Annotated in this window: 23 protein-coding genes; 11 read left to right on the forward strand and 12 right to left on the reverse strand. The window is 70.0% G+C overall.

Annotation, left to right across the window (positions count from 1 at the left end; translation table 11 throughout):
• The first annotated feature begins 56 nt into the window (after window positions 1–56).
• Together OG504_RS17035 and OG504_RS17040 are read left to right on the forward strand one after the other, a co-directional pair.
• Window positions 57–878 (forward strand): helix-turn-helix domain-containing protein, encoded by an 822-nt coding sequence (locus OG504_RS17035; RefSeq protein ID WP_405990588.1) that lies wholly within the window; start codon window positions 57–59, stop codon window positions 876–878.
• Window positions 875–1,135 (forward strand): DUF397 domain-containing protein, encoded by a 261-nt coding sequence (locus tag OG504_RS17040; RefSeq protein WP_405990589.1) that lies wholly within the window; start codon window positions 875–877, stop codon window positions 1,133–1,135. The genes OG504_RS17035 and OG504_RS17040 overlap by 4 nt, the downstream gene beginning before the upstream one ends.
• On the opposite strand, the gene OG504_RS17045 is transcribed toward OG504_RS17040, so the two are convergent.
• From OG504_RS17045 to OG504_RS17055, 3 genes are read right to left on the reverse strand one after another with little or no spacing between them, the layout of a single operon-like run.
• Window positions 1,116–1,871, reverse strand: coding sequence for an ABC transporter permease subunit (locus OG504_RS17045; RefSeq protein WP_405990590.1), 756 nt, complete (start codon window positions 1,869–1,871; stop codon window positions 1,116–1,118). The genes OG504_RS17040 and OG504_RS17045 overlap by 20 nt on opposite strands.
• Window positions 1,868–3,409 carry a hypothetical protein gene (locus tag OG504_RS17050; RefSeq protein ID WP_405990591.1) on the reverse strand — a complete coding sequence of 514 codons (1,542 nt, stop codon included), beginning with the start codon at window positions 3,407–3,409 and terminating at the stop codon, window positions 1,868–1,870. The genes OG504_RS17045 and OG504_RS17050 overlap by 4 nt, the downstream gene beginning before the upstream one ends.
• Window positions 3,409–4,362 (reverse strand): ABC transporter ATP-binding protein, encoded by a 954-nt coding sequence (locus OG504_RS17055; RefSeq protein WP_405990592.1) that lies wholly within the window; start codon window positions 4,360–4,362, stop codon window positions 3,409–3,411. The genes OG504_RS17050 and OG504_RS17055 overlap by 1 nt, the downstream gene beginning before the upstream one ends.
• A 134-nt stretch (window positions 4,363–4,496) precedes the next feature.
• Here OG504_RS17055 and OG504_RS17060 point away from each other — a divergent pair, with 134 nt between their 5' ends.
• On the forward strand, window positions 4,497–5,663 hold the full coding sequence (locus OG504_RS17060; protein ID WP_405996353.1) for a sensor histidine kinase: 1,167 nt from the start codon (window positions 4,497–4,499) through the stop codon (window positions 5,661–5,663).
• Complete coding sequence (locus tag OG504_RS17065; protein WP_033282708.1) at window positions 5,660–6,319, forward strand: response regulator transcription factor; 660 nt, start codon at window positions 5,660–5,662, stop codon at window positions 6,317–6,319. Before OG504_RS17060 ends, OG504_RS17065 begins: the two co-directional genes overlap by 4 nt.
• Here the strand turns inward: OG504_RS17065 and OG504_RS17070 are convergent.
• Entirely contained in the window at window positions 6,283–7,347 is a 1,065-nt protein-coding gene (locus OG504_RS17070; protein ID WP_405990593.1) for an FUSC family protein, read from the reverse strand. The two genes, OG504_RS17065 and OG504_RS17070, sit on opposite strands and share 37 nt — an antisense overlap.
• Window positions 7,348–7,408: 61 nt before the next feature.
• On the opposite strand from OG504_RS17070, the gene OG504_RS17075 reads away from it, so the two are divergent.
• Entirely contained in the window at window positions 7,409–7,852 is a 444-nt protein-coding gene (locus tag OG504_RS17075; protein ID WP_405990594.1) for a MarR family winged helix-turn-helix transcriptional regulator, read from the forward strand.
• A 63-nt stretch (window positions 7,853–7,915) separates the two neighbouring features.
• The gene (locus tag OG504_RS17080; RefSeq protein ID WP_405990595.1) at window positions 7,916–8,263 is read left to right on the forward strand and encodes a hypothetical protein; all 348 of its coding nucleotides are present in this window, start codon (window positions 7,916–7,918) and stop codon (window positions 8,261–8,263) included.
• A gap of 15 nt (window positions 8,264–8,278) precedes the next feature.
• On the opposite strand, the gene OG504_RS17085 is transcribed toward OG504_RS17080, so the two are convergent.
• Complete coding sequence (locus OG504_RS17085; RefSeq protein WP_405990596.1) at window positions 8,279–9,631, reverse strand: hypothetical protein; 1,353 nt, start codon at window positions 9,629–9,631, stop codon at window positions 8,279–8,281.
• A 57-nt stretch (window positions 9,632–9,688) separates the two neighbouring features.
• Window positions 9,689–10,687: an endonuclease/exonuclease/phosphatase family protein gene (locus OG504_RS17090; protein ID WP_405996354.1), complete on the reverse strand. Its 999-nt coding sequence runs from the start codon at window positions 10,685–10,687 to the stop codon at window positions 9,689–9,691.
• 102 nt (window positions 10,688–10,789) lie between these two features.
• On the opposite strand from OG504_RS17090, the gene OG504_RS17095 reads away from it, so the two are divergent.
• Both OG504_RS17095 and OG504_RS17100 read left to right on the forward strand, forming a co-directional pair.
• Window positions 10,790–11,485, forward strand: coding sequence for a response regulator transcription factor (locus OG504_RS17095; protein ID WP_405990597.1), 696 nt, complete (start codon window positions 10,790–10,792; stop codon window positions 11,483–11,485).
• Window positions 11,478–12,542, forward strand: coding sequence for a sensor histidine kinase (locus tag OG504_RS17100; RefSeq protein WP_405990598.1), 1,065 nt, complete (start codon window positions 11,478–11,480; stop codon window positions 12,540–12,542). The genes OG504_RS17095 and OG504_RS17100 overlap by 8 nt, the downstream gene beginning before the upstream one ends.
• A 57-nt stretch (window positions 12,543–12,599) precedes the next feature.
• Here OG504_RS17100 and OG504_RS17105 read toward each other — a convergent pair whose 3' ends face one another.
• Window positions 12,600–15,611, reverse strand: coding sequence for a glycoside hydrolase family 3 protein (locus OG504_RS17105; protein WP_405990599.1), 3,012 nt, complete (start codon window positions 15,609–15,611; stop codon window positions 12,600–12,602).
• A 134-nt stretch (window positions 15,612–15,745) separates the two neighbouring features.
• Here OG504_RS17105 and OG504_RS17110 point away from each other — a divergent pair, with 134 nt between their 5' ends.
• Window positions 15,746–17,614: a ricin-type beta-trefoil lectin domain protein gene (locus OG504_RS17110; RefSeq protein ID WP_405990600.1), complete on the forward strand. Its 1,869-nt coding sequence runs from the start codon at window positions 15,746–15,748 to the stop codon at window positions 17,612–17,614.
• A 7-nt stretch (window positions 17,615–17,621) separates the two neighbouring features.
• Window positions 17,622–18,116 carry a hypothetical protein gene (locus OG504_RS17115; RefSeq protein ID WP_405996641.1) on the forward strand — a complete coding sequence of 165 codons (495 nt, stop codon included), beginning with the start codon at window positions 17,622–17,624 and terminating at the stop codon, window positions 18,114–18,116.
• Window positions 18,117–18,128: 12 nt separating this feature from the next.
• Here OG504_RS17115 and cimA read toward each other — a convergent pair whose 3' ends face one another.
• The 5 genes from cimA to ureA form a co-directional block, all read right to left on the reverse strand.
• Window positions 18,129–19,733 carry a citramalate synthase gene (gene cimA / locus OG504_RS17120; RefSeq protein WP_405990601.1) on the reverse strand — a complete coding sequence of 535 codons (1,605 nt, stop codon included), beginning with the start codon at window positions 19,731–19,733 and terminating at the stop codon, window positions 18,129–18,131.
• 340 nt (window positions 19,734–20,073) lie between these two features.
• Entirely contained in the window at window positions 20,074–20,676 is a 603-nt protein-coding gene (locus tag OG504_RS17125; protein ID WP_405990602.1) for a TetR/AcrR family transcriptional regulator, read from the reverse strand.
• A gap of 22 nt (window positions 20,677–20,698) precedes the next feature.
• Complete coding sequence (locus OG504_RS17130; RefSeq protein WP_405990603.1) at window positions 20,699–21,736, reverse strand: agmatine/peptidylarginine deiminase; 1,038 nt, start codon at window positions 21,734–21,736, stop codon at window positions 20,699–20,701.
• Window positions 21,737–21,779: 43 nt separating this feature from the next.
• Entirely contained in the window at window positions 21,780–23,453 is a 1,674-nt protein-coding gene (locus OG504_RS17135; RefSeq protein WP_405990604.1) for an urease subunit alpha, read from the reverse strand.
• On the reverse strand, window positions 23,450–24,130 hold the full coding sequence (gene ureA, locus OG504_RS17140; protein WP_405990605.1) for an urease subunit gamma: 681 nt from the start codon (window positions 24,128–24,130) through the stop codon (window positions 23,450–23,452). Before ureA ends, OG504_RS17135 begins: the two co-directional genes overlap by 4 nt.
• A 117-nt stretch (window positions 24,131–24,247) precedes the next feature.
• Here ureA and OG504_RS17145 point away from each other — a divergent pair, with 117 nt between their 5' ends.
• Window positions 24,248–25,684, forward strand: coding sequence for a cytosine permease (locus OG504_RS17145; RefSeq protein ID WP_405990606.1), 1,437 nt, complete (start codon window positions 24,248–24,250; stop codon window positions 25,682–25,684).
• The last annotated feature ends 3 nt before the right edge of the window (window positions 25,685–25,687 follow it).

Consider the following 25,687-nt stretch of genomic DNA (forward strand, 5'->3'; position numbering starts at 1 on the left):
TTTCTCTACGACCTCACTACGACGACTTTTGGTGTGCGCGGGGGAAAGGGACACGCATGCAATCGGCGAAGAGGCCCAAGAAGGTCGGTACTTGGCAGGCGGTCGGCGGGCTGCTTGCCCACTACCGGAGGCAGGCGGGGCTCACACAGGAGCAGTTCGCGGAGATGGCGAACCTGCACATCGACACCATCAGGTCCTACGAGCAAGGTCGGCTCGCGCTGCAGGACCATCGGGCCATCGAGTTCGATGAACTGCTGCGCACCGGTGGGGCGTTGTTCGCCCTGGTCGACAAGTTGCCGGTGCAGGCGCGGATGCCCGCGTTCGCACAAGGGCTCGTCGACAATGAGCAGGAGGCCGTCGCCATCCTGTCGTACGAGACACAGGTCGTGCCCGGTCTGCTCCAGACCGAGGCGTACGCCCGCTGCGTCTTCGAGGCCGGGTATCCGGCGGTCGCTAACGAGACGGCCGACGAATGGGTGACCAATCGTCTGAAGCGACAGGAGATCTGGACACGCAAGCGGCCGCCGGTGGGGCACTTCATCATCGAGGAGAGCGCCCTGCGGCGGAACGTCGGTGGCCCGGAGATCATGCGAGACCAGATCCGCAAACTGATCGAGGCCAATGAACCGGCCCACATGGGCGTGCAAATCATGCCGATGGACCGGATGCCCCACGCCTGCCTCGACGGTCCCCTGGTGTTGCTGGAGACTCCGGACCACGAGCGCCTCGCCTACCTGGAAGTTCAACGCGCCAGCTTCCTCGTCGAGGACCCGGAAGAGGTGAGTAACTATCACCTGAAATATGGAATGCTGCGGTCACAGGCGCTCTCTCCCTCCGAGAGCATGCGCCTCCTGGAGCGACTGCTAGGAGACCAATGAACACCGCAGCACGGCAGCACTTGGCGTGGTTCAAGTCCAGCTACAGCGGCAGCGAGGGCGGCAACTGCATCGAAGTCGCTTACGCCTGGCGGAAGTCCAGTTACAGCAGCAGTGAGGGCGGGAACTGCATCGAGGTCGCCACCCACCCCGCCGCCATCCACATCCGTGACTCCAAGGTCCCCGCCGGTGGCATCCTCACCGTCTCGCCCGGCACTTGGGGCGAGTTCCTCGGTCAGGTCACGCGTCTCTCAGCCTGAACGCCGCTCCCCCGAACGCCAACAACCCCACCGCATACGCCGCCAGTACCCCCAACCCCGGCCACGGAGCGATCGCCAGCCTCTCCAGGTTCTTCGTCGCCTGGATGGAGAGGGCCGCCGGCATGGGGGTCCAGCGTTGCAGACGGTGTTGCCAGGTCGGGGAGTTGACCAGGTGGGACAGGAGCGGGGTGACGTAGAGGACGCCCAGGCCCAGGGTGATCGCGCCGGCCGTGTCGCGGAGCAGGGTCGCCAGGGACAGGCCCAGGAGTGTCACCAGGACGAGGATCAGGGTCGAGCCTGCTGCCGCTCGGAGCGTCGCGCCGTCCGTGGGGCTCGGGAGGATCAGGCGGGACAAGGTCAGGGCTGACAGGACCGCCAGGGCTCCCGCAGTCGACGTCAGCAATGACAAGGCCAGCGCCTTTGATACCAGTACCCGCCACCGTCCCGGCATCGCTGTGAGCGTCGTGCGGATCGTGCCCGTGCTGTACTCCGCGCCGATCGACAGCACGCCCAGCACCAGGCACAGGGACTGGCTCAACTGGATGCCGGTGAGGCTCAGTTTGACCGTGTCCTCGTGGCAGGCCGCCGGTGACGGGCACACCTGGGTCGTGAGCGAGGAGGCCGCCGCCGCGCCGACCGCCGCCGTCAGGGCGACCGTTGCCGTCAGGAGCCACCAAGTGCTCGGCAGGGTACGGAGTTTGGTCCACTCGGCGTGGAACGAACCCAGCCACCTCACGCGTCCCGCCTCCTTACCGTCCAGGCCGCCAGCAGCAGGGCCGCTGCCGTGTAGGCCACCAGGACCGTTAGGCCGTGGTACGGGGTGAGGGGGTAACAGCCGCTCTCGGGGAGGCAGTTGTGCCGGACCTGCGGGTAGTACGTCACGCCCTGCTGGATCGCGAAGGCCGCCGCCGGTGTCACCCGCAGGAGCCACTGCGCGGCGGGGAGCGGGAAGGCGAAGGACAGGATCTGCGGGAGGATCACCAGGACCACCACCGTTGCGATCGTGCCCGCGCTGCTGCGCAGCACCACTCCCAGCGCTAGGGCCAGGACCGCCACCAGGGAGAGGAGTACCGCGCTGCCCACCACCGCTCTCAGGGCCGGGTTCTCCAGGAGGGAGAGGTCGGGGAACTCGGGGGGCTTGAAGCCGTTGGAGCGGAGTGTCCTCTGGGCCAGGGTGAAGCCGATTGCCGTCGCCAGCAGGCCTGTTGTGAAGGTGATCGCGCCGATCACCGTCGCCTTCGCCGCCAGCACCTTCAGCCGCGACGGCGCCGCCGTGAACGTCGTACGGATCAGGCCCCGTTTGTATTCGGTCGTCACGAAGAGCGTGCCCAGGGCGGCCATGAACAGGAGGCCCATGAAGACTCCCTGGAAGCTCATCTGGACCATGTCGGGGCTGTTTTCCTCGGGAGCGATGTCTCCGTGGCCGGTGAGTGTGTACGTGCCGGTCGCGGACACCGCCGTCGTGCCCGGTCGGCCGTTCTGCGGAGCAGGGCCGTCGGGATCGGGGGCACCGATGTCCGCGGCCGCCCAGCGAGTGGCGGTCGAGCTGCCCTGGAGGGTGAGGTGATCGAAGGTACCGGCGGCCTCGCCGCCGCCCTGCACCTCGCTCGTGCCGCCGAAGGAGCGGTGGACGACCTGGTGGGCGGGGGCCGTCACGAACAGGCCCACCTGGACCGTCCTCCCCAGCCCCCCAACCCGTACCTCCCCAAGCCGGGTCCAATTCTGACCGTCTACCGACGCATAGCCGGTTAGTTTCTCCCCCAGCCTTTTCAGGCGGAGCCACTGCGGGGCCTTCGCCAGGTCGCTGCCCGGGCCCGCCGTGTCGTGGGTGAAGTTCCACTGCATGCGGACGCCGTGGGCGGGGGTCGCCATCACCGCCGCGTACGGCGAACCCTGCTTCAGGCTCGACTTGACGATGATCCCGGCCTTCGCCCAAGGCTCCAGGTCTTTGTTGTCGGCGGCCTTCAGCCCGGTGACACGAGCCGTGACGGTGCCGTCGCCGGCCAGTGGGCGGTAGGTGAAGCGGAAGGCGTCGTTGACGACCTCGCCGCCCGGGCCGATGGTGATCATGGGGCCGCCGCCGACGCTGGAACCGCTCGCGCCCAACTGGCAGATCACGACCGTGACCACGGCGGCGATCGCCAGCACCAACAACCAGGCCCTGACCGTCCAGAACTTCGCCCACTCCGCCCGCAGCAGCCGCCCGAAACCGGTGCGGGCCGGGTGCAGCGCCGAGCGGTACGGAGGAACCGTCCTCGTCGGTGTCGTCGTCATCACCGGGTCACCTCGTCCGCATCATCGGCGGGCGTGGACGTGAACTCGACCGCGTCCCGGGTGAGTTCCATGTAGGCCTCCTCCAACGACGCCCGATGCGCGCCCACTTCGGCGAAGGGGACCCGCGACGCGGAGAGCAGCTCCACGATCCGTTCGGCGGGCAGGCCGGTGACGGTGAGGGTGTCGCGGTCGATGACGGCAACCGTCCCGCCCTCCCGGGCCAGCAGCTCCATCGCCTCCGTACGACTGCTCGTGCGCAGCCGCACCCGGTCGCCGGAGGCCGCCGCGAGGAGGTCGGCCACGGCCGTGTCGGCGATCAACCGCCCCCGCCCGATGACGACCAAGTGGTCGGCGGTGTCCTCCAGTTCGCTCATCAGGTGACTGGAGACGAGGATCGCCCGGCCTTCGGCGGCGAGGTGCCGGAGCAGGCCACGGATCCACTGGATCCCTTCTGGATCAAGGCCGTTGACCGGTTCGTCGAGGAGAAGGACGGGAGGGTCCCCGAGCAACGCGACCGCTATGCCGAGGCGTTGGCGCATGCCGAGGGAGTAACCGCTCGCCCTCCTCCGGGACGCCTCCTCCATCCCCACCTGTTCGAGCACCTCGTCCACGCGCCGCATCGACAGGCCGTGGGAGTGGGCCAGCCAGCGGAGGTGGTCGCGCCCCCGGCGGCTGGGGTGCAGGGCGGCGGCGTCCAGCAGCGCGCCGACCTCCAACAGCGGGGTGCGCAGGGCGTGATAGGGACGGCCGCCGATCAGCGCCTGTCCCCCGTCGAGGGCGTCCAGCCCCAGAAGGGCCCGCATGGTGGTGGACTTCCCCGCCCCGTTGGGACCGACGAACCCGGTCACCGTGCCGGGCTCGACCGTGAACGACAGCCCGTCGACCGCGAGCGTCCGCCCGAACCGCTTGCGCAGGTCCCGGACTTCGATGGTTGCGTCGGTTGCGTGACTCATGTTGAGGGAGGCTAGGGGCGGCGAGCACCCCCCGTCGTCACGCGGCAGAGGTCCCTCACGAGAGGGACGCCCCCGGGGAGAGGTGTCGGCACAATGACGGAGTGGGTGACAGGAACGGGGGCGTACAGGTGGTGATGTCCCGGTGGCGGACCGCCGAAGCCGCTACCCGTGCCGTGGTCGTGGGGGTCGCCCTCGCGATCCTCTCGCTCTCCGAAGTCCTCGTCCGCGGCGCCGACTTGGCCGGCGGTTTCGCCGCCCTGCTGCTGCTCGCCCTCGCCTCCACCCTCCCTCTCGCCTTCGTCCTCGGCACCGGGCGCCTCGCGCGGACCTGCGCGGCGCTCGCGCTCAGTGCCGCCTGCGTGCTCTCCCTCGTGCCCTTCGGAGGGCTCACCGTCGGCGGGGTCGTGGCCCAACTGGTGTGCGTGTACGTGCTGGGCCGTGCCGGAGCCACCCGCCTCGGCGGAGTCCTCGTCCTCCCCTACGTCGTGATCGCCCTCGGCAGTCACGAGGAACTGACCCGGATCGTCGCCGTCCTCGTCGCGACCCTCGCCTCCGCCGCCGCGGCCACCGGCATCGCCCACCACGTACGCAGCACGGCACAGGCCCACAGCGCGACCGAACAGGCCTTCGCGGACACCCTCCTCGAACACGCCGCCCGGGGTGAACGGGCTCGTATCGCACGGGAGTTGCACGATGTCGTCGCGCATCATATTTCGATGATCGCCGTCCAGGCCGAGACCGCCCGGCTCACCACTCCCGGGCTGCCGACCGAGGGCGCAACCCGACTCCTCGCCATCGGCGACACCGCACGCACCGCCCTGACCGAGATGCGCCGCCTGCTCGGCGTACTCCGCGAGGACGCCGACACGGGAGTCCAACGCCGCCCCCAGCCCGGCCTCGGCCAACTCATCGACCTGGTCGACGAGTCACGCGACGCGGCCGGCTCCCGCACCCGTCTCATCGTCAGCGGCCCCGTCACCCCGCTGGACCCCGGCATCGAGGTCACCGCGTACCGGATCGTCCAGGAGGCCCTCACCAACGCCCGCAGGCACGCGCCGGGCGCGGCGGTGGACGTAGAACTCCGTTACGGGGACGAGGACTTGGCGCTGCGGGTGCGCGACAACGGGCCGGGGTCCACCGCCGACCTCCCAGCCCTCTCCGGTCACGGTCTGCTCGGCATGCGCGAGCGGGCCGCGACGGTCGGCGGCACCCTGCGCACCGGACCCGCTCCCGGCGGCGGTTTCGTGGTCGAGGCGCGGTTGCCCGTCAAGTCGGAGGAGGGGGCAGCGGCACAGCCATGAGCATCCGTATCGTCGTCGCGGACGACCACGAGATCGTCCGGTTCGGATACGCCGGAATCCTCGCCACCCAGGCCGACTTCACCGTCGTCGGCACGGCCCGCGACGGCGCCGAGGCGGTACGCGTCTGCCGCGAGGAGTCGCCGGACGTGGTGCTGATGGACGTACGGATGCCGGTCATGGACGGCATCGAGGCCACCGCGCGACTCCAGAACGGCCCTGCGACACCAAGGGTGTTGGTGCTGACCACCTTCGACCTCGACGAGCATGTCTACGACGCGCTCGCCGCCGGTGCCAGCGGGTTCCTGCTCAAGGACGTGACCGCGGAACGGCTCTTCGAGGCGGTCCGGGTCGTCGCCGCCGGTGAGGCGCTGCTCGCGCCCGGGATCACCCGGAGGCTGATCGCCGAGTTCGCGCGGATGCGGCCGAAGGCGCCCGCACAGGGGAAGTTGGACGTCCTCACCCCGCGCGAGACCGACGTCCTGCGACTGCTCGCGGAGGGCCTGTCCAACCCCGAACTCGCCGAACGGCTGCACGTGGGCGAGGAGACCGTGAAGACACACGTCAGCCGGATCCTGTCGAAGCTCGGGCTGCGGGACCGTACGCAGGCCGTGGTGATGGCCTACGAGACGGGACTTGTCGTGCCGAGAACCGGCTGACGGCGGCGGGCGCGCGGCACCGGCAGCAGCCACCACGCCGACGCCACCGACAACACCGCCCCGACCGCGATCCCTTCGAGCCGGGTGGGCAACAGGCTCAGGGCGTCCTGGCCGAAGTAGCCGAGGAGGAGGGAGAGCGCGCAGGTCATTCCGGCGGCCCAGTAGGCGTAGTTGAGGGGGCGCAGCCACAACGCCACGGCGAGGACGGCGAACATCAGCGCCACAGCCGTGTGGCCGGTGACGCCGACCAGCGCGACACCCGCAGCCAGCAGCGTGCCGACCGTGGCTCCGGCGAGGCGTTCAAGTCCCTTGCGCAGTACGTCCGTTCGGCCGCGGTTGCCGCTCGCGGCGACGTACGCGGTGAGGACGACCCAGGGCCAGTGGTCGTCGAAGAACAGCCGCCCCAGGATGAACGCGGCGGCGATACCGGCCGCCATCTGGAGGGCCATGCGGGTGCTGGGGCGGGGGTGGAGGCGAGAGCGGCGCGGGGGTTGTTCGGGGGCGGGTTCCGCGCGCCAGGGCCCGAACCGGTCCCCGAGCCCCTGCACCAGCCACACTCCCGCGCACGCCAGCGCCCCGACCAGCGCCGCCCAGCCCCAAGTGACCAGCGCGCCCTGCGACTTGGCCGGTAGCGCGGGTCCCGGTACGACGAGGAGCGTCACGAGCGGGAGGGCGATCAGGGTGCCGGCCTTGGTGGCTGCGGGGCCGTAGCGACGTATCCAGATCGCCAGCGCCATGCCCGCCGTGTAGACGGTGGCGCCCAGCACGTAGTGGGAGCCGATCAGCCGCCCGACGAAGATCGAGGCACCGGCCGTGACGGGCAGCAGGACGAGCGCGGTGAGCCGGCGGCGGGTGTCGGCGGTGCGCTGCGAACGGGCCAGGGTGAGGGTCAGCGCGACCGCGAGGACGAGCACGTCGGTGTGCAGCCCCGCGGCCCCCTCCAGCCAGAGGGCGACGCCCCAGCAGAGCAGCACGGCGGTCATCGTCAGGGCCGCTTCGTACGCGTTGCGTATGAGTTTCTGGGTCACTGACCCGAGGTTAGCGGGCTTCATGGACTCTGAATAGTAAGCATCGTCGTACGATGTCCGCATGGATCATCTCTCCGAAGCCGCCCGGATCCGTCGTGGTGTCGTACGGCTGAACCGGCGGCTGCGGCAGGAACGCGGCAACGAGGCCGGACTCACCCCGAACCAGCTGATCGTCCTCGGACACCTGCACCGGAACGGGTCGGCGACCCCCGGCGAGGTCGCTGCGGCCGAGCGGCAGCGGCCGCAGTCCCTCACCCGCGTCTTCGCCGAACTGGAGGCGGAGGGGCTGATCACGCGCGCACCGGACCCGGTGGACCGCCGTCAGTCCGTCCTCACGCTCACGGCGCAGGGACACCGGTCGCTGGACCAGGACATGGCAGAGCGGGATGTGTGGCTGGCGGAGGCGTTGGCTTCGTTGAGTGCGACGGAGCGCGGGGTGCTGGAGCTGGCGTCGGCCTTGATGGAGCGGCTGGCGGACGCGGCCGGGGAGGCGGGAAAGGCCTGAGGGGCAGAGCTCAGCCGGAGGGGGGATGATCGGCTTGTGCCCGTGCCCATTGACCCCCGTCCCTTGAACGCCTCCGAGCGAGCCGTACTGGAGCACATCCTCTCGGCGGACTTCTTTGGTGCCGCCGAGTTGTACGGCCAGCTGGACCGGACGGAGGTCGTGGCCCTCTGGGCGGCCGGGTCCGTGAGCGTCGACCTGCGGGTCACGGAGCCGATGCAACGTGCCGCCATGGCAACGGAGTTGGTGCCCGTCGACGCCCACGTCCACGACCGGTCCGGCGACTACGTCGGCGAGCTGCTGGTGTGGACCGACGAGGGCTCCACCTTGGCGGGCTTGGAGTACGCCTGGGTCACCGACGAGATGCCGAGTGCGCTGCCGTCCGTCGAACAACTGCGGGTGACCGCGCGCTGACCGTCGCGGCCGGGTTCAGAAGCCCCCGCCGAAATCCCCTCCGCCGCCGCCGTCGCCGCCCCCGAAGTCCCCTCCCCCGCCGTCGCCGAAGCCTCCGCCGAAGTCGTTCGGGTCGAAGTTCGCGCCGGAGACGTCGCCGCCGTCGTAGCCGCCGGTGCCGAAGTCGCCGTAGCCCGTGCCGTAGTCGGAGGCGTAGGACGGGGTGGACATCATGCTGCCGAGGAGGGTGCCGACGAGGAGGCCGGGGAGGAGGCCGCCGCCGAAGTAGCCGCCTGCCCAGGGGCCGTAGGCCGGGCCGGCGTCCCAGTACGGGCGGCGGCCGTAGTCCGTGTCGACCTCGCGGATCATCGGGTCGCGGCCGTCGGCGAGGCGGGCCTGGTCGGCCGCGCAGACCGGGACCTCGCGGGGTGCGCCGCCCGGCGGGGTCCAGGTGGCGTCGGCGACCGAGGGGCCGTGGCGCGGGTCGAAGAAACAGGGGGCCCGGCGTTCGGGCAGAGGGCGGCCCTCGCGGCGGGCGGCGAGTTGGGCGAGGGAGAAGCGCCCGTCCTCCAGGGCCTGGGTGACCGAGCGGACGTCCTCGGGTTTCGTGGCCGCCGCCATGTACGACTTCGCCTGCTCGTAGGCGTCGAGGGCGCGTTCGTAGTCCGCGCGCATCGCGTCGTCGGCGCCGGGTTCGGCCGGGTGGAATTCGAGGCGGTCCAGTTCCTCGCCGAAGGCCGTGATGTCCTCGTCCACGACCACCCGCAGCCTGTCCAGCGCCGCCCGCTGTTCCTCCTCGCGGCGGCGACGGCTACGGCGCACGAGGGTGTACGCCCCCGCGCCACCGGCCACCAGCACCCCGCCCGCGACGATCAGCGCCGTACCGGAGACTCCCCCGCCGCCGTCCGACGAGCCGCCCCAGGACGCGGGCGCCGAGCCGCCCATGCTCGCGAGCGCGCGGTCGGTGAAGTCGGTGAGCTGGGTCTTCGCGTCCTCGCCCTGGACGCTGCTGACCAGGTTCTTCACGGCCGCGTTCGACAGGACCGAAGAGTCGGCGCGGGCGTCGAAACGGTCACCGAGGCGGATCGCGTAGAGGCCGGTGATGCCGGTGGCGGTGCGGAGGTTCGTGAAGAGGTTCGCCGTCGGGTAGTCGGCGGGGAGGACCGTGATGAACACCGGCTTGTCCGCCTTCTTGATCCGCTGCGCGAGCGCGTCGGCGGACGACAGAGCGGAAGCCGCCGGGTCGACGTAGACGGGGCCCTTGCGCAGGGCCTGCCCGATCGTCGAGACGCCGGTGTCCGCGGCGGCCGGGGACGCCATGGTCAGGGCGGCGAGCAGCAGGGCCAGCAGGAGCCCCGGGAGGCTTCGGGTCCGGATCACGGCCATCATGATTCGACGCTACCCGAGGTCGGTCCCTTTGGCCGGTGCTCACCCATCAGCCGGTGCTCACCAACTGATCCGGGCCGCAACCGGCAAGTGGTCGCTGCCGGTCTCGGGCAGCACCCACGAACTCCGCGCCCGCACCCCCCGTACCAGAATCTGGTCGATGCGCGCGATCGGGAAAGCCGCGGGCCAGGTGAACCCGAAGCCGTTCCCGGCCACCTGCTGGGCCGAGGTCAGCCGCGACGTCAGGCCGTGGAACGCGCGGTCGTCCGTGGTGCCGTTCAGGTCGCCGAGCAGCACCACCCGCTTGTTCGGCTCGGCGGCGACGGCCTTGGCGAGCGCGCGGGCGCCGAAGTCGCGCGAGTCCGTCCAGAAGCCCTCGCTGGGCATCACCCGCACGGAACCCAGGTGCGCCACGTACACCGCCAGCGGCCCGTGAACCGTGGTCACCGTCGTGCGCAGCGCCCGGACCTCGGCCGCCGCCTCCGCCGCCGATTCGGGCGGCTTGGTCTTCGCCAGCGGGCCGACATCGCCCTGTACGACATTCACGGGCCGGGTGTCCGACAGCGGGAACCTGCTCCACAGCCCGACCGTGCCCCGCACCGCGTGGTACGGGTACGCCTTCGCGAGCCCCTTCTCGTACGTGCCCCGGGTCTGGTCGGTCAGCTCCTCCAGGGCCAGCAAGTCCGCCCCGGAGGCGGCCAGTCGGCGGGCGGTGCCGGCCGGGTCGGAGTTGCCGGCGTCGACGTTGTGGCTGACGACGGTGAGGTCGCCGCCGGAGTGGGACTTGTCGGTGAGCAGCCCGCCGAAGAGGCTCAGCCACACCGTGACCGGCAGCACCAGCGCGACCACGGCGGAGGGGGACCGGCGCCACAGCGCCCCGGCCAGCAGCACCGGCACGTACAGGCCGAACCACGGCAGGAGGCTCTCCACCAGGCTGCCGATTCCCGCGATGTTCGGGATCCGGGCGTGCAACAGCATGAGCAGCCCGAGCAGCAGGGCCAGCACCGCGAGCTCCGGGCGGCGTTTCCAGGGTTCGAGGCGAAGCCGTTCGAAAGGAATCCGGGGGATCTTCACCTCGTCACTCAAGGCGGTCCGGTGTTGCCGACCCGTATGGAGTTTTCGATACGCGGACGATATGTGCCGACTCCTACCATCGAACCCATGCGTGTGCTGATCGTCGAGGACGAGCCCTACCTGGCGGAAGCCATCCGCGACGGCCTGCGGTTGGCCGCGATCGCGGCCGACATCGCGGGGGACGGGAACACCGCGCTGGAGCTGCTGAGCGTCAACAGCTACGACATCGCCGTCCTCGACCGTGACATCCCCGGCCCCTCCGGCGACGAGGTCGCGCGCCGCATCGTCGCGTCCGGCAGCGGCATCCCGATCCTCATGCTCACCGCCGCCGACCGCCTCGACGACAAGACCAGCGGGTTCGAACTCGGCGCGGACGACTACCTCACCAAGCCCTTCGAACTCCAGGAACTCGCGCTCCGGCTACGGGCGTTGGACCGTAGACGCGCCCACAACAGGCCGCCCGTACGGGAGTTGGCGGGCCTACGCGTCGACCCGTTCCGCCGGGAGGTCTACCGGGACGGCCGCTATGTCGCGCTGACCAGGAAGCAGTTCGCGGTGCTGGATGTCCTGGTCGTCGCCGAGGGCGGAGTCGTCAGCGCCGAGGAACTCCTGGAGCGGGCCTGGGACGAGAACGCCGACCCGTTCACCAACGCCGTACGCATCACCGTCTCGGCGCTGCGCAAGCGGCTCGGCGAACCCTGGATCATCGCCACGGTGCCGGGGGTCGGCTACCGCATCGACACGCAACCCGGGGCCGGCGACGACGGAGAAACCCGTGAATAGGGCGCCCGGGTTGAGCGTTCGCCTCAAACTCACGCTCAGCTACGTCGGATTCCTCATGCTCGCCGGTGTCCTGCTGCTCGCCGCCGCGTGGTTGTTCCTGACGCGCGTGCCCCACATCGGGCTCATCATCCAGCCCGACTACACCTTGTCCGTGCTACGCGCCTTCGCCCCGATCGCGGCCGTCGCCCTGGGGTTCCTGCTGGTGTTCGGCCTGGTCGGAGGGTGGATCCTCGCCGGCCGCATGCTCGCCCCACTGACCCGCATCACGGACGCCACCCGCATGGCCACGGACGGCTCGCTCTCCCATCGCATCCAACTGCCGGGCCGCAAGGACGAGTTCCGCGAACTCGCCGACGCCTTCGACACGATGCTCGCCCGGCTCGAAGCCCACGTCGCCGAACAGCAGCGCTTCGCGGCCAACGCCTCCCACGAGCTGCGCACCCCGCTCGCGATCTCGAAGACCCTGCTCGACCTCGCCCGCGCCGACCCGGACCAGGACACCGGCCGGATCATCGACCGTCTCCACACGGTCAACACCCGGGCGATCGACGCCACCGAGGCACTTCTCCTGCTCAGCCGCGCCAACCAACGATCCTTCACCCGGGAACACGTCGACCTGTCCCTCTTGGCGGAAGAAGCCACCGAAACACTTCTCCCCCTCGCGGAGAAACACGGCGTCACCATCGAGACCGACGGCGACATCACCCCCACCCGCGGCTCCCAGGCCCTCCTGCTCCAACTCACCACGAACCTCGTGCAGAACGCGATCGTCCACAACCAGCCCGAGAAGGGCACCGTGTGGGTGACCACCACCGTGGGCCCCAACTCCGCGGTCCTCACGGTCGAGAACACCGGCGACCCGCTCACCCCGCACCAGATCTCGACCCTCACCGAGCCCTTCCAGCGCGGCACCGAACGCCTCCACACCGACCACGCGGGAGTCGGCCTCGGCCTGGCGATCGTCAAGACCATCACCGGCGCCCACGACGGCACCCTCACCCTGACGCCCCGCCCCACCGGCGGCCTCCGCGTCACGGTGGAACTCCCCACCAACTAACCGCACCCCCTGTGCCGTTGGGGCCACAGAGGGTGCGGGGAGACCACGGGGCGGCTGCTACGCCGCCTTGTACGCCTCCTCCAACTTCTTCACAGCCGCCGCGTACTTCCCGGTCAGCAGCAGATGGTCCGCGTCGGCGAACGGCTTCGACACCGCCGCCGTCACGTTCTGCCCCACCTTCGCCTGCACGAGCAACCGCGCCTTGGTCACGAGCGCCTTGCCGGTCGCCGCCGACCTGGCGTGCGCCGCCGCGGCCTCCAGCGTCTTCAGCGTGGCCGCGCCACCCGTCGGCGTCTTCGTCACCGTCGTCAGACCCCAGCCGTACGGGAACTGCGGATCGTAAGACGTGTCACCCACGTTGATCGGGAGCTGGGCCTCCGACTTCGGCCAGGTGACCGGGAGTTGACCGGTGAAGGACCGCTTGCCGTAGAGCACGTCGGCCACACCGTCGCCCTCGGTGCCGGGCAGCCAGGAGGCCACCAGGGCATCGATCTTGGGGAGTCGGTCGCCGATCAGCTGCGGTCGCCCGGAGACGATCAGCACCGCGCACTTCATCGCCGCGCACACCTTGTCCACGGCTGCCTGGTCGGCCGGGGTGAGGGTCAGGTCGTTGCCGTTGCCGACATCGCCGATGCCCTCGGCGTACGGGGTCTCGCCCACGACGACCACACCCACGTCATAACCACTCGTGGAGGCCGAGGCGTCCTTGGAGTACGTGACATTCCCACCGGCGTTCTTCATCCCCTGGAGGATCGTCGTGCCGGTGGTGTTGGTGCCGGACGCGCCCTGCCAGGTGATGGTCCAGCCGCCGGTCTGGTTGCCGAGGTCGTCGGCGTTGGAACCGGCGACGTAGACCTTCTGCGACTTCTTCAGCGGGAGGACGTTGTTCGCGTTCTTCAGCAGCACCTGCGACTCGGCCGCCGCCTGCCGGGCCACGGCCCGGTGCGAAGTCGAGCCGATCTTCGAGGCGTTGCTCGTGTCGGCGTACGGCTTCTCGAAGAGGCCGAGCTTGAACTTCTGGGTGAGGATGCGCGACACGGCGTCGTCGATCCGCTTCTCGGTGACGTGGCCCGCCTTCACCTCGGCGATGAGCGTCGAGCTGAAGTCCTTGTACGTGTACGGGACCATCATCATGTCGACGCCGGCGTTGACCGCCGTGTCGACGTGCGAGGCGTAGTCGCCGGGGAGTTGGTCGATGGCGTTCCAGTCGCTGATGACGAAGCCGTCGAAGCCCATCCGGTTCTTGAGGACGCCGTTGATCATGTCGGCGCGGGCGTGCATCTTCACCGGGCCGAGGCCGTCGCCGACGATGTCGAGCGAGGAGTAGGACGGCATGACCGTGCCGATGCCCCGGTCGACCGCCGTCTGATAGGGGGCGAGATGGATGGCTTCCAGCTGCTGCCGGGTGACCGTGGTGACGCCCTGGTCGATCGTGTACGTGCCCGTCGTGGAGGATCCGTACGCGGTGCCGCCGTCGCCGACGAAGTGCTTCGCGGTGGCGAGGACCTTGTCGTCGTCCTTCAACTGCTTGCCGTTCGCGGCGCCTTGGAGACCCTGGATCATCGTCTCCATCGACTGGACCAGTGCCGGGTCCTCGCCGAACGACTCGTAGGAGCGGCCCCAGCGTTCGTCACGGGTGACGCAGAGGCAGGGTGCGAAGTCCCACGGGACGCCGGTCGAGCGGACCTCACTGGCCGTCACCGCGCCTGTCTTCTCGGCGAGTTGGGGGTCGCGGGTCGCGCCGATGCCGATGTTGTGCGGCATGATCGTGGCGCCGGCCAGGTTGTTGTGGCCGTGCACCGCGTCGACGCCGTAGATCAGCGGGATCTGGAACCGCGTTGCCTGCGTGCGGAGTTGGAACGAGTCGATCATCTTCGCCCAGGCCGCCGCCGTGTTGGGCGTCGGGGTCGAGCCGCCGCCGGAGAGCAGGGAGCCGAGGTCGTAGGAGGCGATGTCGCTCGGGGTGCTCATCGCGCCGCGCTCGGCCTGGGTCATCTGCCCGGCCTTCTCCGCCGGCGACATGCGCTTGACGAGGTCGGCGACGCGCTTCTTGATGGGCAACTTGCTGTCCAGGTACGGCAGTCCGTGTGCGTCGATGACGACCTGCGGGTTCTCGGTCGGGGCCTTGGCGCCGGTGACCGTGAGCTTCAGCGGGATCGTCTCGGCGTTCTCGGCGGACTTGTCCTTGAGCGTGCGGACCTTGACGGTCTGGGTGGCGCCGGACGCGGTGCCCGCCGGGAAGGCGAGCGTGCCGGAGACCGGGGTGTAGTCCTTGCCGGAGGTGGCGGTGCCGCCGTCGGACGTGTAGGCGACGGTCACCGGGTCGTCCAGCGGGACGGCGCCGGTGGTGGAGACGGTGACCTTGACCGTGGCCGTGCCGCCCTCCTTGACCGGGTAGACGGCCGAGTCGGTGGTGACGGAGGCGCGCAGGGACTGGTCGGCCTTGCCGTACAACTCGACGTCGTCCATGGCGAACTGGCCGTGGATGCCGACCGGGAGGGTGACCGCGTAGCCCCACATCTGGGTGAGGCCGAGGACGTGGTCGATGCCGCCGACGGGCTGGTAGTCCGTGCGGTAGGCGAAGTTGGTGAACGGGATCTCGATCTGCTTCCAGCCGGTGAAGTCGTCCGTGAAGGACGTCGTCCACAGCTCGGAGGCCTCGCCGTTCGCGCCGCCGTCCTTGATCTCGAAGTTGGTGGACTTGCCGGTGTTCTGGCCGTCCCACCAGAAGCGGATGCCCTGGTGGGCGGACCAGTCGTGGCCGGGTTCGGTCGCGGCGTAGTCGTGGGTGAAGCCGCCGTAGCCGCTGATGTCGTACGTGCCGGAGAGAACCTTCGCGCCCTCGGGGGCGTCGGGTCTCGCGGTCAGGGCGAGTTGGGGCGGGTCGTCGGTGTCACCGCCCCAGGTGAAGATGCCCTCGGCGGGCTGGCTCGCGAAGGGCACCTCGCCCTCGAAGCGGTCGACAGGCGTGGGTGCGGGGTCGTCGGCGGCGGACGCCTGGGTCACGGCGGCCGGTGTCAGCAGCGCGGCGCACAGGGCGGTGGAAACGAGCAGGGCGGTTCTTGGCATGGACCTTCCCTCGGCTCTGAGGCTCTGGTTCACTCTGGGTTCGCACAGTTCACTCATGACTTAGATCACGCCGTGAGTTAACTAACGGCCCGCAGACCCGTCAAGACGTCTCGTCAGGAAGGGCTAACGCATCCATGTCCAGGAGAACCCCCCGCACGGCCCGGCTGCTGCTCGCCGGACTGCTCTCCGTGGCCGGCTTCACCGCGGCCGTACCCCCCGCACATGCCGCTGGTGAGCAGGTCACCGCCTGGCTCACCACCACCGACGACGCCGCCGGACGCCATGTCACCCGCGGCCTCCAGGCCCAGACTCCGTTCGCCTTCTCGTCCGGGACGGGCGGCAGCGGCGAGAACATCACCGTCGACGAGAACACCCGCTACCAGACGTTCACCGGGGGCGGCGCGTCCTTCACGGACACGGCGGCCTGGCTGATGAACAGCAGTGGCGCGCTGTCGACGGCGACCCGGAACGCGACCATGACCAAGCTGTTCTCGCCGACCGACGGGATCGGGCTGTCGTTCCTGCGCAACCCGATGGGCGCGTCGGACCTCGCCCGGTACGGCTACTCGTACGACGACGTGGCGGCCGGGCAGACCGACCCGAACCTCAACTCCTTCTCGATCGCGCACGACCTGGCCGATGTCGTGCCGCTCACCAAGCAGGCGCTGACCCTCAACCCCTCTCTGACTGTCATGGCCTCGCCATGGACGGCGCCGGCGTGGATGAAGGACAGCGGTTCGCTCAACGGGGGCTGGCTGAAGTCCGAGGACTACGGGGCGTACGCCAACTACTTCGTCAAATACCTCCAGGCGTACAAGGATCAGGGCGTTCCGGTCTCGTACGTGACCGTCCAGAACGAGCCGACGTGTTGCTCCGGCTACCCGTCGATGAGCTGGAACGCGTCCGGGCTCGCCTACTTCACGAAGAGCGAGCTGCTGCCGAAGCTCAACGCGTCCGGGCTGACGACGAAGGTGCTGGCGCACGACTGGAACTGGGACGTGTACGACTCGTACGCGGCCTCGACCGTGGACGACGCGGCCGTCCGCTCGAACCCCAACTTCGGTGGCATCGCCTGGCACGGCTACGGCGGTGACGTCACCAAGCAGACCACCGTGCACAACCAGTACCCCACCCTCGACGCCTTCGGCACCGAGCACTCCGGCGGCACCTGGATCGCCAACCAGCAGCGCGAGGACATGAACAACATCATCGACTACACCCGGAATTGGGCGAAGTCGGTGACCAAGTGGTCGTTGGCCGTGGACCAGAACATGGGGCCGCACAACGGCGGTTGCGGTACCTGCACCGGGCTGATCACCGTACACAACGGGGACGGCGCGAGCGGGACCGTCGACTACACCGTCGAGTACTACACGATGGGCCAGTTGACGAAGTTCGTCCGGCCGGGAGCCCAGCGGATCGCCTCCACCGCGTCCACGAACGTGCCGAACGTGGCGTGGCGCAACCCGGACGGTTCGAAGGCGCTGATCGCGTACAACGACGCGTCCACGGCGAAGACGGTGACCATCAACTGGGGTGGCCAGCACGCGACTTACTCCCTGCCCGGCAAGACGTCCGCCACGTTCACCTGGGCGGGGACGCAGTCCGGCGGCGGCAGCCAGACCGGCGCGTTCGTCGGCCTCGCGAGCAAGTGCCTCGACGTGGCCGGGGGTTCGACCACCAACGGCACGGCCGTCCAGCTCTACGACTGCAACGGCTCGACCGCCCAGCAGTGGACCGTGGGGACCGACGGCACGGTGCGCTCGCTCGGCAAGTGCCTTGACGTGACGTCGGCTTCGACGGCCGACGGGGCGAAGGTGCAGTTGTACGACTGCAACGGAACCGCCGCGCAACAGTGGTCGTACAACTCCACGACCGGTGATGTGGTGAACACGGCGGCGAACAAGTGCCTTGATGTCACGGGCAATACGTCTACGAACGGGACTCGGGCGCAGATCTGGACATGCACGGGGGCTGCCAACCAGAAGTGGCATCTGCAGTAGGGGAGTTATGAGACGCGCTACGGGGGCGGCGGCCGTGCTGGGCACGGTCGCCGGTGCGTTGTTGTTGAGTGGGTGCGCTGCCGTCGATCTGCCGCTGGCCGGGGTACGGCTCGGGGCGGACGGGGCGCCGTACGCGCTCATCCGGCCGTGCGGGGACGACAGTTACCAGTCGCCGTCGCTCGACGGGACGGCCGCGAGCGCCCAGGGCGGGCCGGTCACCACGGGGTGGGACGTGCGGAAGGAGAAGCTGAGCGGGGACGCCGAGTTCCCGCTGTTCTCGCCGCCGGTCGCCTGGCAGGCCCGGCACCGGGGCGAGCAGCGGCTCCTGCCGAGGCACGAGTACTCGCTGATCTTCGGGCACTACATCACCGGCGACTCGTACAACGGGATCGTCGAGTTCTCCACCGAACAGATCACCGCCCTCAAGCCCGGCCAGGTCTGGGCCGACGGCAAGGCCATGAGCCTCGGCGAGTTCGAGAAGCTCGCCGAGGACTCCTGCTGAACCTGCGGCCTGCTACTCGGCCGGCTCAACTCCCGCGCGCAGCAAGCCGTACGTGTACGCGTCCGCCAATGCCTGCCAGGACGCGGCGATGACGTTCTCCGCCACGCCCACCGTCGACCACTCCGCCGAGCCGTCCGACGTGGCGATCAGGACGCGGGTCGTGGAGGACGTGCCGTGCTTGCCCTCCAGGATGCGGACCTTGTAGTCGACGAGCTCCAGTTTGGCGAGCTGGGGGTAGATCTTTTCCAGGGCTACGCGGAGGGCGCGGTCGAGGGCGTGGACCGGGCCGTTGCCCTCGGCGGTGGCTACGATGCGCTCGCCCTTGGCGAAGAGTTTGACCGTGGCCTCGTTGGCGTGGGTGCCGTCGGGACGGTCCTCGACGATCGCGCGCCAGGACTCGACCTCGAAGTAGGAGCGGGCCTTGCCCTCCGCCTCCGCGCGCAGGAGCAACTCGAAGCTCGCGTCCGCCGCCTCGTACGTGTAGCCCTGGAGCTCGCGCTCCTTGACCCGGCCCACCACCCGGCCGACCAGCTCGCGGTCGCCGCTGATGTCTACGCCGAGTTCCTTGCCCTTGAGTTCGATCGACGCGCGGCCCGCCATGTCGGAGACGAGCATCCTCATGGTGTTGCCGACCTGCTCGGGGTCGATGTGCTGGTAGAGGTCGGGGTCGACCTTGATCGCGGAGGCGTGCAGGCCCGCCTTGTGGGCGAAGGCCGATACGCCTACGTACGGCTGGTGCGTGGACGGGGTGAGGTTCACGACCTCGGCGATCGCGTGCGAGATGCGGGTCATCTCGCGGAGCTTGCCGTCGGGGAGGACCTTCTTGCCGTACTTCAGTTCCAGGGCGGCGACCACCGGGAACAGGTTGGCGTTGCCTACGCGCTCGCCGTAGCCGTTCGCCGTGCACTGGACGTGGGTCGCGCCCGCGTCGACCGCCGCGAGGGTGTTGGCGACCGCGCAGCCCGTGTCGTCCTGGGTGTGGATGCCGAGCCGGGCGCCGGTGTCGGCGAGGACCGTGGAGACGACCGCCTGGATCTGCGCCGGGAGCATCCCGCCGTTGGTGTCGCAGAGGATGACGACGGACGCGCCGGCCTCGGCGGCGGACCGTACGACCGCCTTCGCGTACTCGGGGTTCGCGCGGTAGCCGTCGAAGAAGTGCTCGCAGTCGACGAAGACGCGGCGGCCCTGGGCGACCAGGTGGGAGACGGTGTCGCGGACCATCGCCAGGTTCTCGTCGAGGGTGGTGCGCAGGGCCAGCTCGACATGGCGGTCGTGAGACTTCGCGACGAGGCAGATGACCTCGGTGTCGGCGTCCAGGAGCGCCTTGACCTGCGGGTCCTCGGCCGCCTTCGCGCCCGCGCGGCGGGTGGCGCCGAAGGCTACGAGCTGGGCGTGCTTGAAGTCGATCTCCTGCCGGGCGCGGGCGAAGAACTCGGTGTCCCGCGGGTTGGCGCCGGGCCAGCCGCCCTCGATGAAACCGACGCCGAAGTCGTCCAGGTGCCGTGCGATGGCCAGCTTGTCCGCGACGGTGAGGTTGATGCCCTCCCGCTGCGCGCCGTCACGCAGGGTCGTGTCGAAGACGTGGAACGAATCGTCGAGTTCGCTGGTTTCCGTCATGGTCTCTGGCTCCTGAGGATCTGAATCTCGGTCTGTACCGGAATGACCGGCTCCACCGTCCCTCAATGATCCCTCGCACTGCTTTCCCGGCTGCAGGTGGGCCAGAAAAGCGAAAAACCCCTCGCGGGTGCGAGAGGTCTGCGCGCGGGTCGAGTGACGACGGTGGCCGCCCGTACCTGGTCGTACGAGGCGGTCACTGCGGACCGGCGCGCCTGCTGCCAATAATCGTGGCGAACGAGAACACGGAGGCAGTCTGGCACACCCGCGCCCGTGCTCACCGTCCGTCTCATGATGCGAACAGTCGGTTGATCAACTCCGTTGATCCGACCGGGACGGAAGGTCACGCGTCCGCGAGCAGCCCCTCGTCGAGGAACTCCCGTACGTGGCCGAGAACTTGCGCCCGGTCCGTGCCCCGCAGCCCGATCGCCACGTGGATGGAGAAACCGTCGAGGAGAGCGCGCAGCCGGGCGGCGAACCGGTCCGGGTCGACGGCCCGGAACTCGCCCCGGGACACCCCTTCCGCGATCAGCGCGACCAGGTCGCGGTGCCAGACGCCCTCGATGGCGGCCTGCCGGTCGCGGGCGTCGTCGTCGGCGTTCTGCGAGCGGTTCCAGACCTCCAGCCACAGGGTCCAGTGCGGGTCGCGGTGGCCTTCGGGGACGTACAGGTCGACGTACGCGTCGACACGCTCGCGGACCGTCGTCGCCGTACGGGTGAGCAGGCGGCCGCGCTCGGCGCCCAGCCTGCCCTCGCTCCACTCCAGGGCCTGGAGCAGGAGTTCGTCCTTGGAGTGGAAGTAGTAGAGGAGATGGCCGCTGCTCATGCCGACCTCGCGGCCGAGCGCGGCCATGGTGAGCTGCTCCAGGCCACGTTCGGCGATCATGCCCATGGCTGCGGCGAGGACGTCCTCGCGCGGCGGCGCGTTCTTCCGCGCACCGGCCATCGTCCGACTCCCTCCCGCCGGGTCACTGGACCTTCGGCTGCTGCTGGGTGATGCAGTGGATGCCTCCACCGCCCGCGAAGATCGTACGGGCGTCCACCGGCGTGACCGTCCGCTCGGGGAAGAGGCGACGGAAGATCCCGGCCGCGACCTCGTCGTTCGGGTCGTCGAAGGCGCAGAGCACGACCCCGCCGTTGCAGAGGTAGTGGTTGATGTAGGAGTAGTCGACCCAGTCGCCGTCCTCGTCCTTGAGGACCGTCGGGGCGGGGACCTCGACGACCTCCAGGCGGCGGCCCTTCGCGTCGGTCTCCGCGCGGAGGAGGGCGAGGTACTCCTGCGAGCGGGCGTGGTCCGGGTGGACAGGGTCGCGCTGGCTGTGGACCAGGACGGTGCCGGGCCCGGCGAAGGCCGCGACGATGTCGACGTGGCCCTGGGTTCCGTAGACGCCGTAGTCGCCGGTGAGGCCGTGCGGGAGCCAGATCGCCTTTGTGGTGCCGAGCCTGGCGTGGATCTCCGCCTCGACCTGCTCGCGCGTCCAGCCGGGGTTGCGGCCGGCGCCGAGCTGGACGGTCTCGGTGAGCAGGACCGTGCCCTCGCCGTCGACGTGGATCGCGCCGCCCTCGTTGACGAGCGTGCTGCTGAGCGCGGGGACTCCGGCCAGGTCGGCGACATGGCGGGCGATCTTGGAGTCGTGCTCCCAGCGGGCCCAGTCCTGGGCACCCCAGCCGTTGAACGTCCAGTCCACGGCGGCCAGTCGGCCGTTGCAGTCGGTGACGAACGTGGGGCCGATGTCCCGCATCCACGCGTCGTCCAGCTCACGCTCGACCAAGTCGACGTCCGGGCCGAGCAGTTCGCGCGCCGACTCGCCCTGCCCCGGCCCGTGCACCATCGTCACCGGTTCGAAGCGGCGCACGGCGCGGGCCACGGAGGCCCAGGCGGTACGGGCCTCCGCCAGTTCCTCGGCGTTGGTGAAGGTCGGGTTGGGCCCGGGCCAGGCCATCCAGGTGCGCTCGTGCAGGGTCCATTCGGCGGGCATCCGGAAGCCGTCGGAGGCAGCGGGCATGGGGAGGTACCTTTCAAAAAGTGTGACACTTTTCGCGAAAGTGTCACAGAAAGTAGAGGCGGTTGAGGGCGACGGACTCGGCCGGCTCGGAGCGCAACGGTTCCCCGTCGAGGGTGACCAGGCCGGTCCGCTGGTCCACATCGACCGCTCCGGTACGGGAGTTGAGCCGCAGGTCGGCCGGTCCGATGCCCCGGGTGCCGCGAACGGCCACGCGGCGGCGCCGAGTTGGCATCGAGTCGTTCCCCTGGTCCAGGGCGGCCCGGGCGACGAACGCCACGGAGATGTCGGCGGGAGTCGTACCGTGGGCGCCGAACTGGGGTCCCAGGACGAGGGGTTCGCAGGTGTCGGTCGCCGCGTTCGGGTCGCCGACCACGCCGTACGCCGGGAACCCGGACTTCAGGACGAGCTGCGGTTTGGCGCCGAAGTACTCCGGCCGCCACAGCACGATGTCCGCGAGCTTGCCGACCTCGATGGAGCCGACCTCGTGGGAGAGTCCGTGGGCGATCGCGGGGTTGATGGTCAGTTTGGCGATGTAACGCAGGACGCGTTCGTTGTCGTGGCCGACGTCCGGGGCGCCCAGTTCGGCCTTCATCTTCCCGGCCATCGCGAACGTACGGCGCACGGTCTCACCGGCCCGGCCCATGCCCTGCGCGTCGGACGAGGTGATGCCGATCGCGCCCAGGTCGTGCAGCACGTCCTCGGCGCCCATCGTCCCGGCGCGGATGCGGTCACGGGCCATCGCGGCGTCGCCGGGCAGGTCGGTCTTCAGGTCGTGGACGGAGACGATCATGCCGTAGTGCTCGGCGACCGCGTCCCGGCCGAAGGGGAGGGTGGGATTGGTGGAGGAGCCGATGACGTTCGCAACTCCCGCCATTTTCAGGACGTTCGGCACATGTCCGCCACCGCAGCCCTCGATGTGGAAGGCGTGGATCGTCCGGCCCTCCAGGACGCGCAGGGTGTCCTCGACGGACAGGCACTCGTTCAACCCGTCGCTGTGCAGGGCGACTTGGACGTCGTACTCCTCGGCGACCCGCAACGCGGTGTCCAGGGCGCGGGTGTGGGCGCCCATGTCCTCGTGCACCTTGAAGCCGGACGCGCCGCCTTCCGCCAACGCCTCGATCAACGGCGCGTCCGAGGACGACGAACCCCGGCCCAGGAAGCCGATGTTGACCGGCCAGGCGTCGAAGGCGTTGAAGGCGTGGCGCAGCGCCCAGGGTGAGTTGACGCCGACGCCCCAGACCGGGCCGAACTCCTGCCCGATGATCGTCGTCACCCCGGACGCCAGCGAGGCCTCCATGATGCGCGGCGAGAGGAGGTGGACATGGGTGTCGACCGCGCCCGCAGTGGCGATGAGCCCCTCGCCGGACACGATGGAGGTACCGGTGCCGACGACGACGTCGACCCCGTCGAGGGTGTCGGGGTTGCCGGCCCGCCCGATGGAACAGATCCGCCCCTCGCGGATCCCGATGGACACCTTCCGGATGCCCTGCACGGCGTCGATCACGACCACGTTGCTGATCACGACATCGCAGGTGTCGCGCACGGCGGCGGCCTTGAGGTGCAGTCCGTCGCGGGCCGTCTTGCCGAACCCGGCGAGGAACTCGTCGCCGTAGCGCTGCGAGTCGGAGTCGACCCGGATGGTCAGGCCGGAGTCGCCGAGGCGGACGCGGTCGCCGGCGCGGGGGCCGTGGGTGGCGGCGTACTCGTACGGGTTCACTGCTCAACTCCCAGGTAGCCGCAGGCGGTTGCGCGACGGAGCGCCTCCGCCTTCGCGCCCGGCGCGTCCAGCGGGCCGTCGACGAGGCCCGCGAAACCGATCGCGATGCGCTCGCCGCCGATCGGCAGCAGGCCGACGTCGGCGGTCTCGCCCGGACCGAAGCGGACGGAGGATCCGGCGGGTACGGCGAGGCGCATGCCGTAGGCCTCGGCGCGGGGGAAGTCGAGGCGCGGGTTGGCCTCGAAGAAGTGGAAGTGGGAGGTCACGGAGACGGGAACGGTCGCGGTGTTGGTGACCGTGACGCGGACGACGGCCTCGGGCTCGGCATGCGGCGGTCCCGGGAGCAGGGCGCCCGGGGCATCCCCGGCCAGTCCCCCGCCGATCGGGTCCGAGACCACCGCGAGCCGCGAACCGTCGTCGAAGACGGCCTCGACATGCACCTCGGTGACGACGTCGGCGACGCCCGGGAGGACGTCGTCGGGGCCGAGTACGGAGCGGGCGCGCTCGATGGCCTCGGCCAGGCGCCGACCGTCCCGGGCGGCCTCGCACACCGTGTCCGCGATGAGCGCGGTGGCCTCCGGCACGTTGAGCCGCAGACCGCGCGCCTTGCGGGCGCGGGCCAGTTCGGCGGCCGAGAAGAGCAGCAGCCGGTCGCGTTCCGTGGGGGTGAGCCTCATCCCGTATCCCTCCTTTAGATCGTCACTCTAACCGGTAAAACCCATCTCCGGAATGCTTGACGCGCCACCCTCACTCGGTTCACATTGAACGTCACTCTAAGAAAGAGGTGGCCCACCATGCCGATAGAACAGCGCGGAGTCGACACCGTCCCGGACGTGGAACGCACCAGCGGCCCGCGCGATCTCGTGTCGATCCTGCTCGGTTCCAACCTCTGCCTCGGCGTGATCATCTTCGGCTGGCTGCCGCCGTCGTTCGGCCTCGGCTGGTGGGCGTCGGTCTCCTCGATCGTCGCGGGCACGGTGGTCGGGACGGTGTTCACGGCCCCGCTGGCGCTGGTCTCGCTGCGCACCGCGACCAACCTGTCGACGTCGTCCGGCGCCCAGTTCGGGGTGCGGGGCCGGCTGGTCGGCTCGGTCGTGGGCCTGCTCCTCGCCCTCGGCTACACCGCGCTGACCGTGTGGATCGGCGGCGATGTGATGGTGGGCGTGCTGGGGAGGCTGTTCGGACTGCCGGCGGACGGGGCGTCGTACGCCGTCGTGTACGCGCTGCTCGCGGCGGCGACCGTGGCGGGCGCGGTGTACGGCTACCGGGTGCTGCTGGCCATGTCCCGCGTCCTGTCCGTCGGCATGACGGCGCTGCTGGTCCTCGGGGTGATCGCGTACGCCCCGCACTTCACGACCGGTGCGCTGCCGGGGGCGGGCGGGTATCTGCTGGGCGGGTTCTGGCCGACGTGGTGTCTGGCGACGGTGGCGGCGGGACTGTCCGGGCCGATCGCGTTCATCACCCTCCTCGGGGACTACACGCGCTACATCTCGCCGGCCCGCCACACCTCACGCCGGGTCCTGCACGCGACCTGGCTCGGACTGATCGCCGGTCTCCTCGTGCCCCAACTCTTCGGCACGTTCACGGCGTTCGGGGCACGGGCGGCTCTCGACTACGCGGGCCCGCTGGTGTCGGCGTCCCCCACCTGGTACCTGGTCCCGCTGCTGCTCGCCGCCTCCGCGGGCTCAGTCGGCAACGCGGGCCTGATGCTCTACTCCATGGGCCTCGACCTGGACGCGATCCTGCCCCGCGCGTCCCGGGCCCGGGCCACCTGCGCGGTCGCGGTCGTCGCCATGGTCTGTGTCCTCGTCGGCCACTACGCCTGGAACGCCCAGTCCGCGATGACGTCCTTCGTGCTGCTCCTGACGGCGATCGGCACGCCGTGGGCGGTGATCACGCTCATCGGTTTCGTGCGGTGCGGCGGAATGTACGACGCGGACGCCCTCCAGGTGTTCAACCGCCGCTCCCGGGGCGGGATCTACTGGTTCCGGGCCGGCTGGAACGTCCCGGCGGTGATCTCCTGGGCGGTGGGCGCGGGGGTCGGTCTGCTGGCGGTGTCGCTGCCGTCGTACGAGGGGCCATTGCTGTCGTTGACGGGTGGGGTGGACTGCAGTTTCTTGTTGTCGGGGGCGGTGGGAGGTGTGGTGTACACGGTGCTGCAACTCGGGGCGCGTCCTGTGGAAAGCCCAGCCCTTTCAGCCCGTCCGGCGTTCGAGGACGAGGCCGCTTAGGCC

It is taken from the genome of Streptomyces sp. NBC_00986 (assembly GCF_045162565.1).
Classification (GTDB): domain Bacteria; phylum Actinomycetota; class Actinomycetes; order Streptomycetales; family Streptomycetaceae; genus Streptomyces.

Bases quoted from the DNA above. Each gene is read 5' to 3' on its own strand.
- OG504_RS17075 (WP_405990594.1), top strand. From the start codon at position 7,409: ATGGATCATCTCTCCGAAGCCGCCCGGATCCGTCGTGGTGTCGTACGG.
- OG504_RS17085 (WP_405990596.1), bottom strand. From the start codon at position 9,631: ATGATGGCCGTGATCCGGACCCGAAGCCTCCCGGGGCTCCTGCTGGCC.
- ureA (WP_405990605.1), bottom strand. From the start codon at position 24,130: ATGAGGCTCACCCCCACGGAACGCGACCGGCTGCTGCTCTTCTCGGCC.
- cimA (WP_405990601.1), bottom strand. From the start codon at position 19,733: ATGACGGAAACCAGCGAACTCGACGATTCGTTCCACGTCTTCGACACG.
- OG504_RS17050 (WP_405990591.1), bottom strand. From the start codon at position 3,409: ATGACGACGACACCGACGAGGACGGTTCCTCCGTACCGCTCGGCGCTG.
- OG504_RS17130 (WP_405990603.1), bottom strand. From the start codon at position 21,736: ATGCCCGCTGCCTCCGACGGCTTCCGGATGCCCGCCGAATGGACCCTG.
- OG504_RS17055 (WP_405990592.1), bottom strand. From the start codon at position 4,362: ATGAGTCACGCAACCGACGCAACCATCGAAGTCCGGGACCTGCGCAAG.
- OG504_RS17040 (WP_405990589.1), top strand. From the start codon at position 875: ATGAACACCGCAGCACGGCAGCACTTGGCGTGGTTCAAGTCCAGCTAC.
- OG504_RS17105 (WP_405990599.1), bottom strand. From the start codon at position 15,611: ATGCCAAGAACCGCCCTGCTCGTTTCCACCGCCCTGTGCGCCGCGCTG.
- OG504_RS17065 (WP_033282708.1), top strand. From the start codon at position 5,660: ATGAGCATCCGTATCGTCGTCGCGGACGACCACGAGATCGTCCGGTTC.
- OG504_RS17035 (WP_405990588.1), top strand. From the start codon at position 57: ATGCAATCGGCGAAGAGGCCCAAGAAGGTCGGTACTTGGCAGGCGGTC.
- OG504_RS17125 (WP_405990602.1), bottom strand. From the start codon at position 20,676: ATGGCCGGTGCGCGGAAGAACGCGCCGCCGCGCGAGGACGTCCTCGCC.
- OG504_RS17060 (WP_405996353.1), top strand. From the start codon at position 4,497: ATGTCCCGGTGGCGGACCGCCGAAGCCGCTACCCGTGCCGTGGTCGTG.
- OG504_RS17115 (WP_405996641.1), top strand. From the start codon at position 17,622: ATGAGACGCGCTACGGGGGCGGCGGCCGTGCTGGGCACGGTCGCCGGT.
- OG504_RS17145 (WP_405990606.1), top strand. From the start codon at position 24,248: ATGCCGATAGAACAGCGCGGAGTCGACACCGTCCCGGACGTGGAACGC.
- OG504_RS17110 (WP_405990600.1), top strand. From the start codon at position 15,746: ATGTCCAGGAGAACCCCCCGCACGGCCCGGCTGCTGCTCGCCGGACTG.
- OG504_RS17095 (WP_405990597.1), top strand. From the start codon at position 10,790: ATGCGTGTGCTGATCGTCGAGGACGAGCCCTACCTGGCGGAAGCCATC.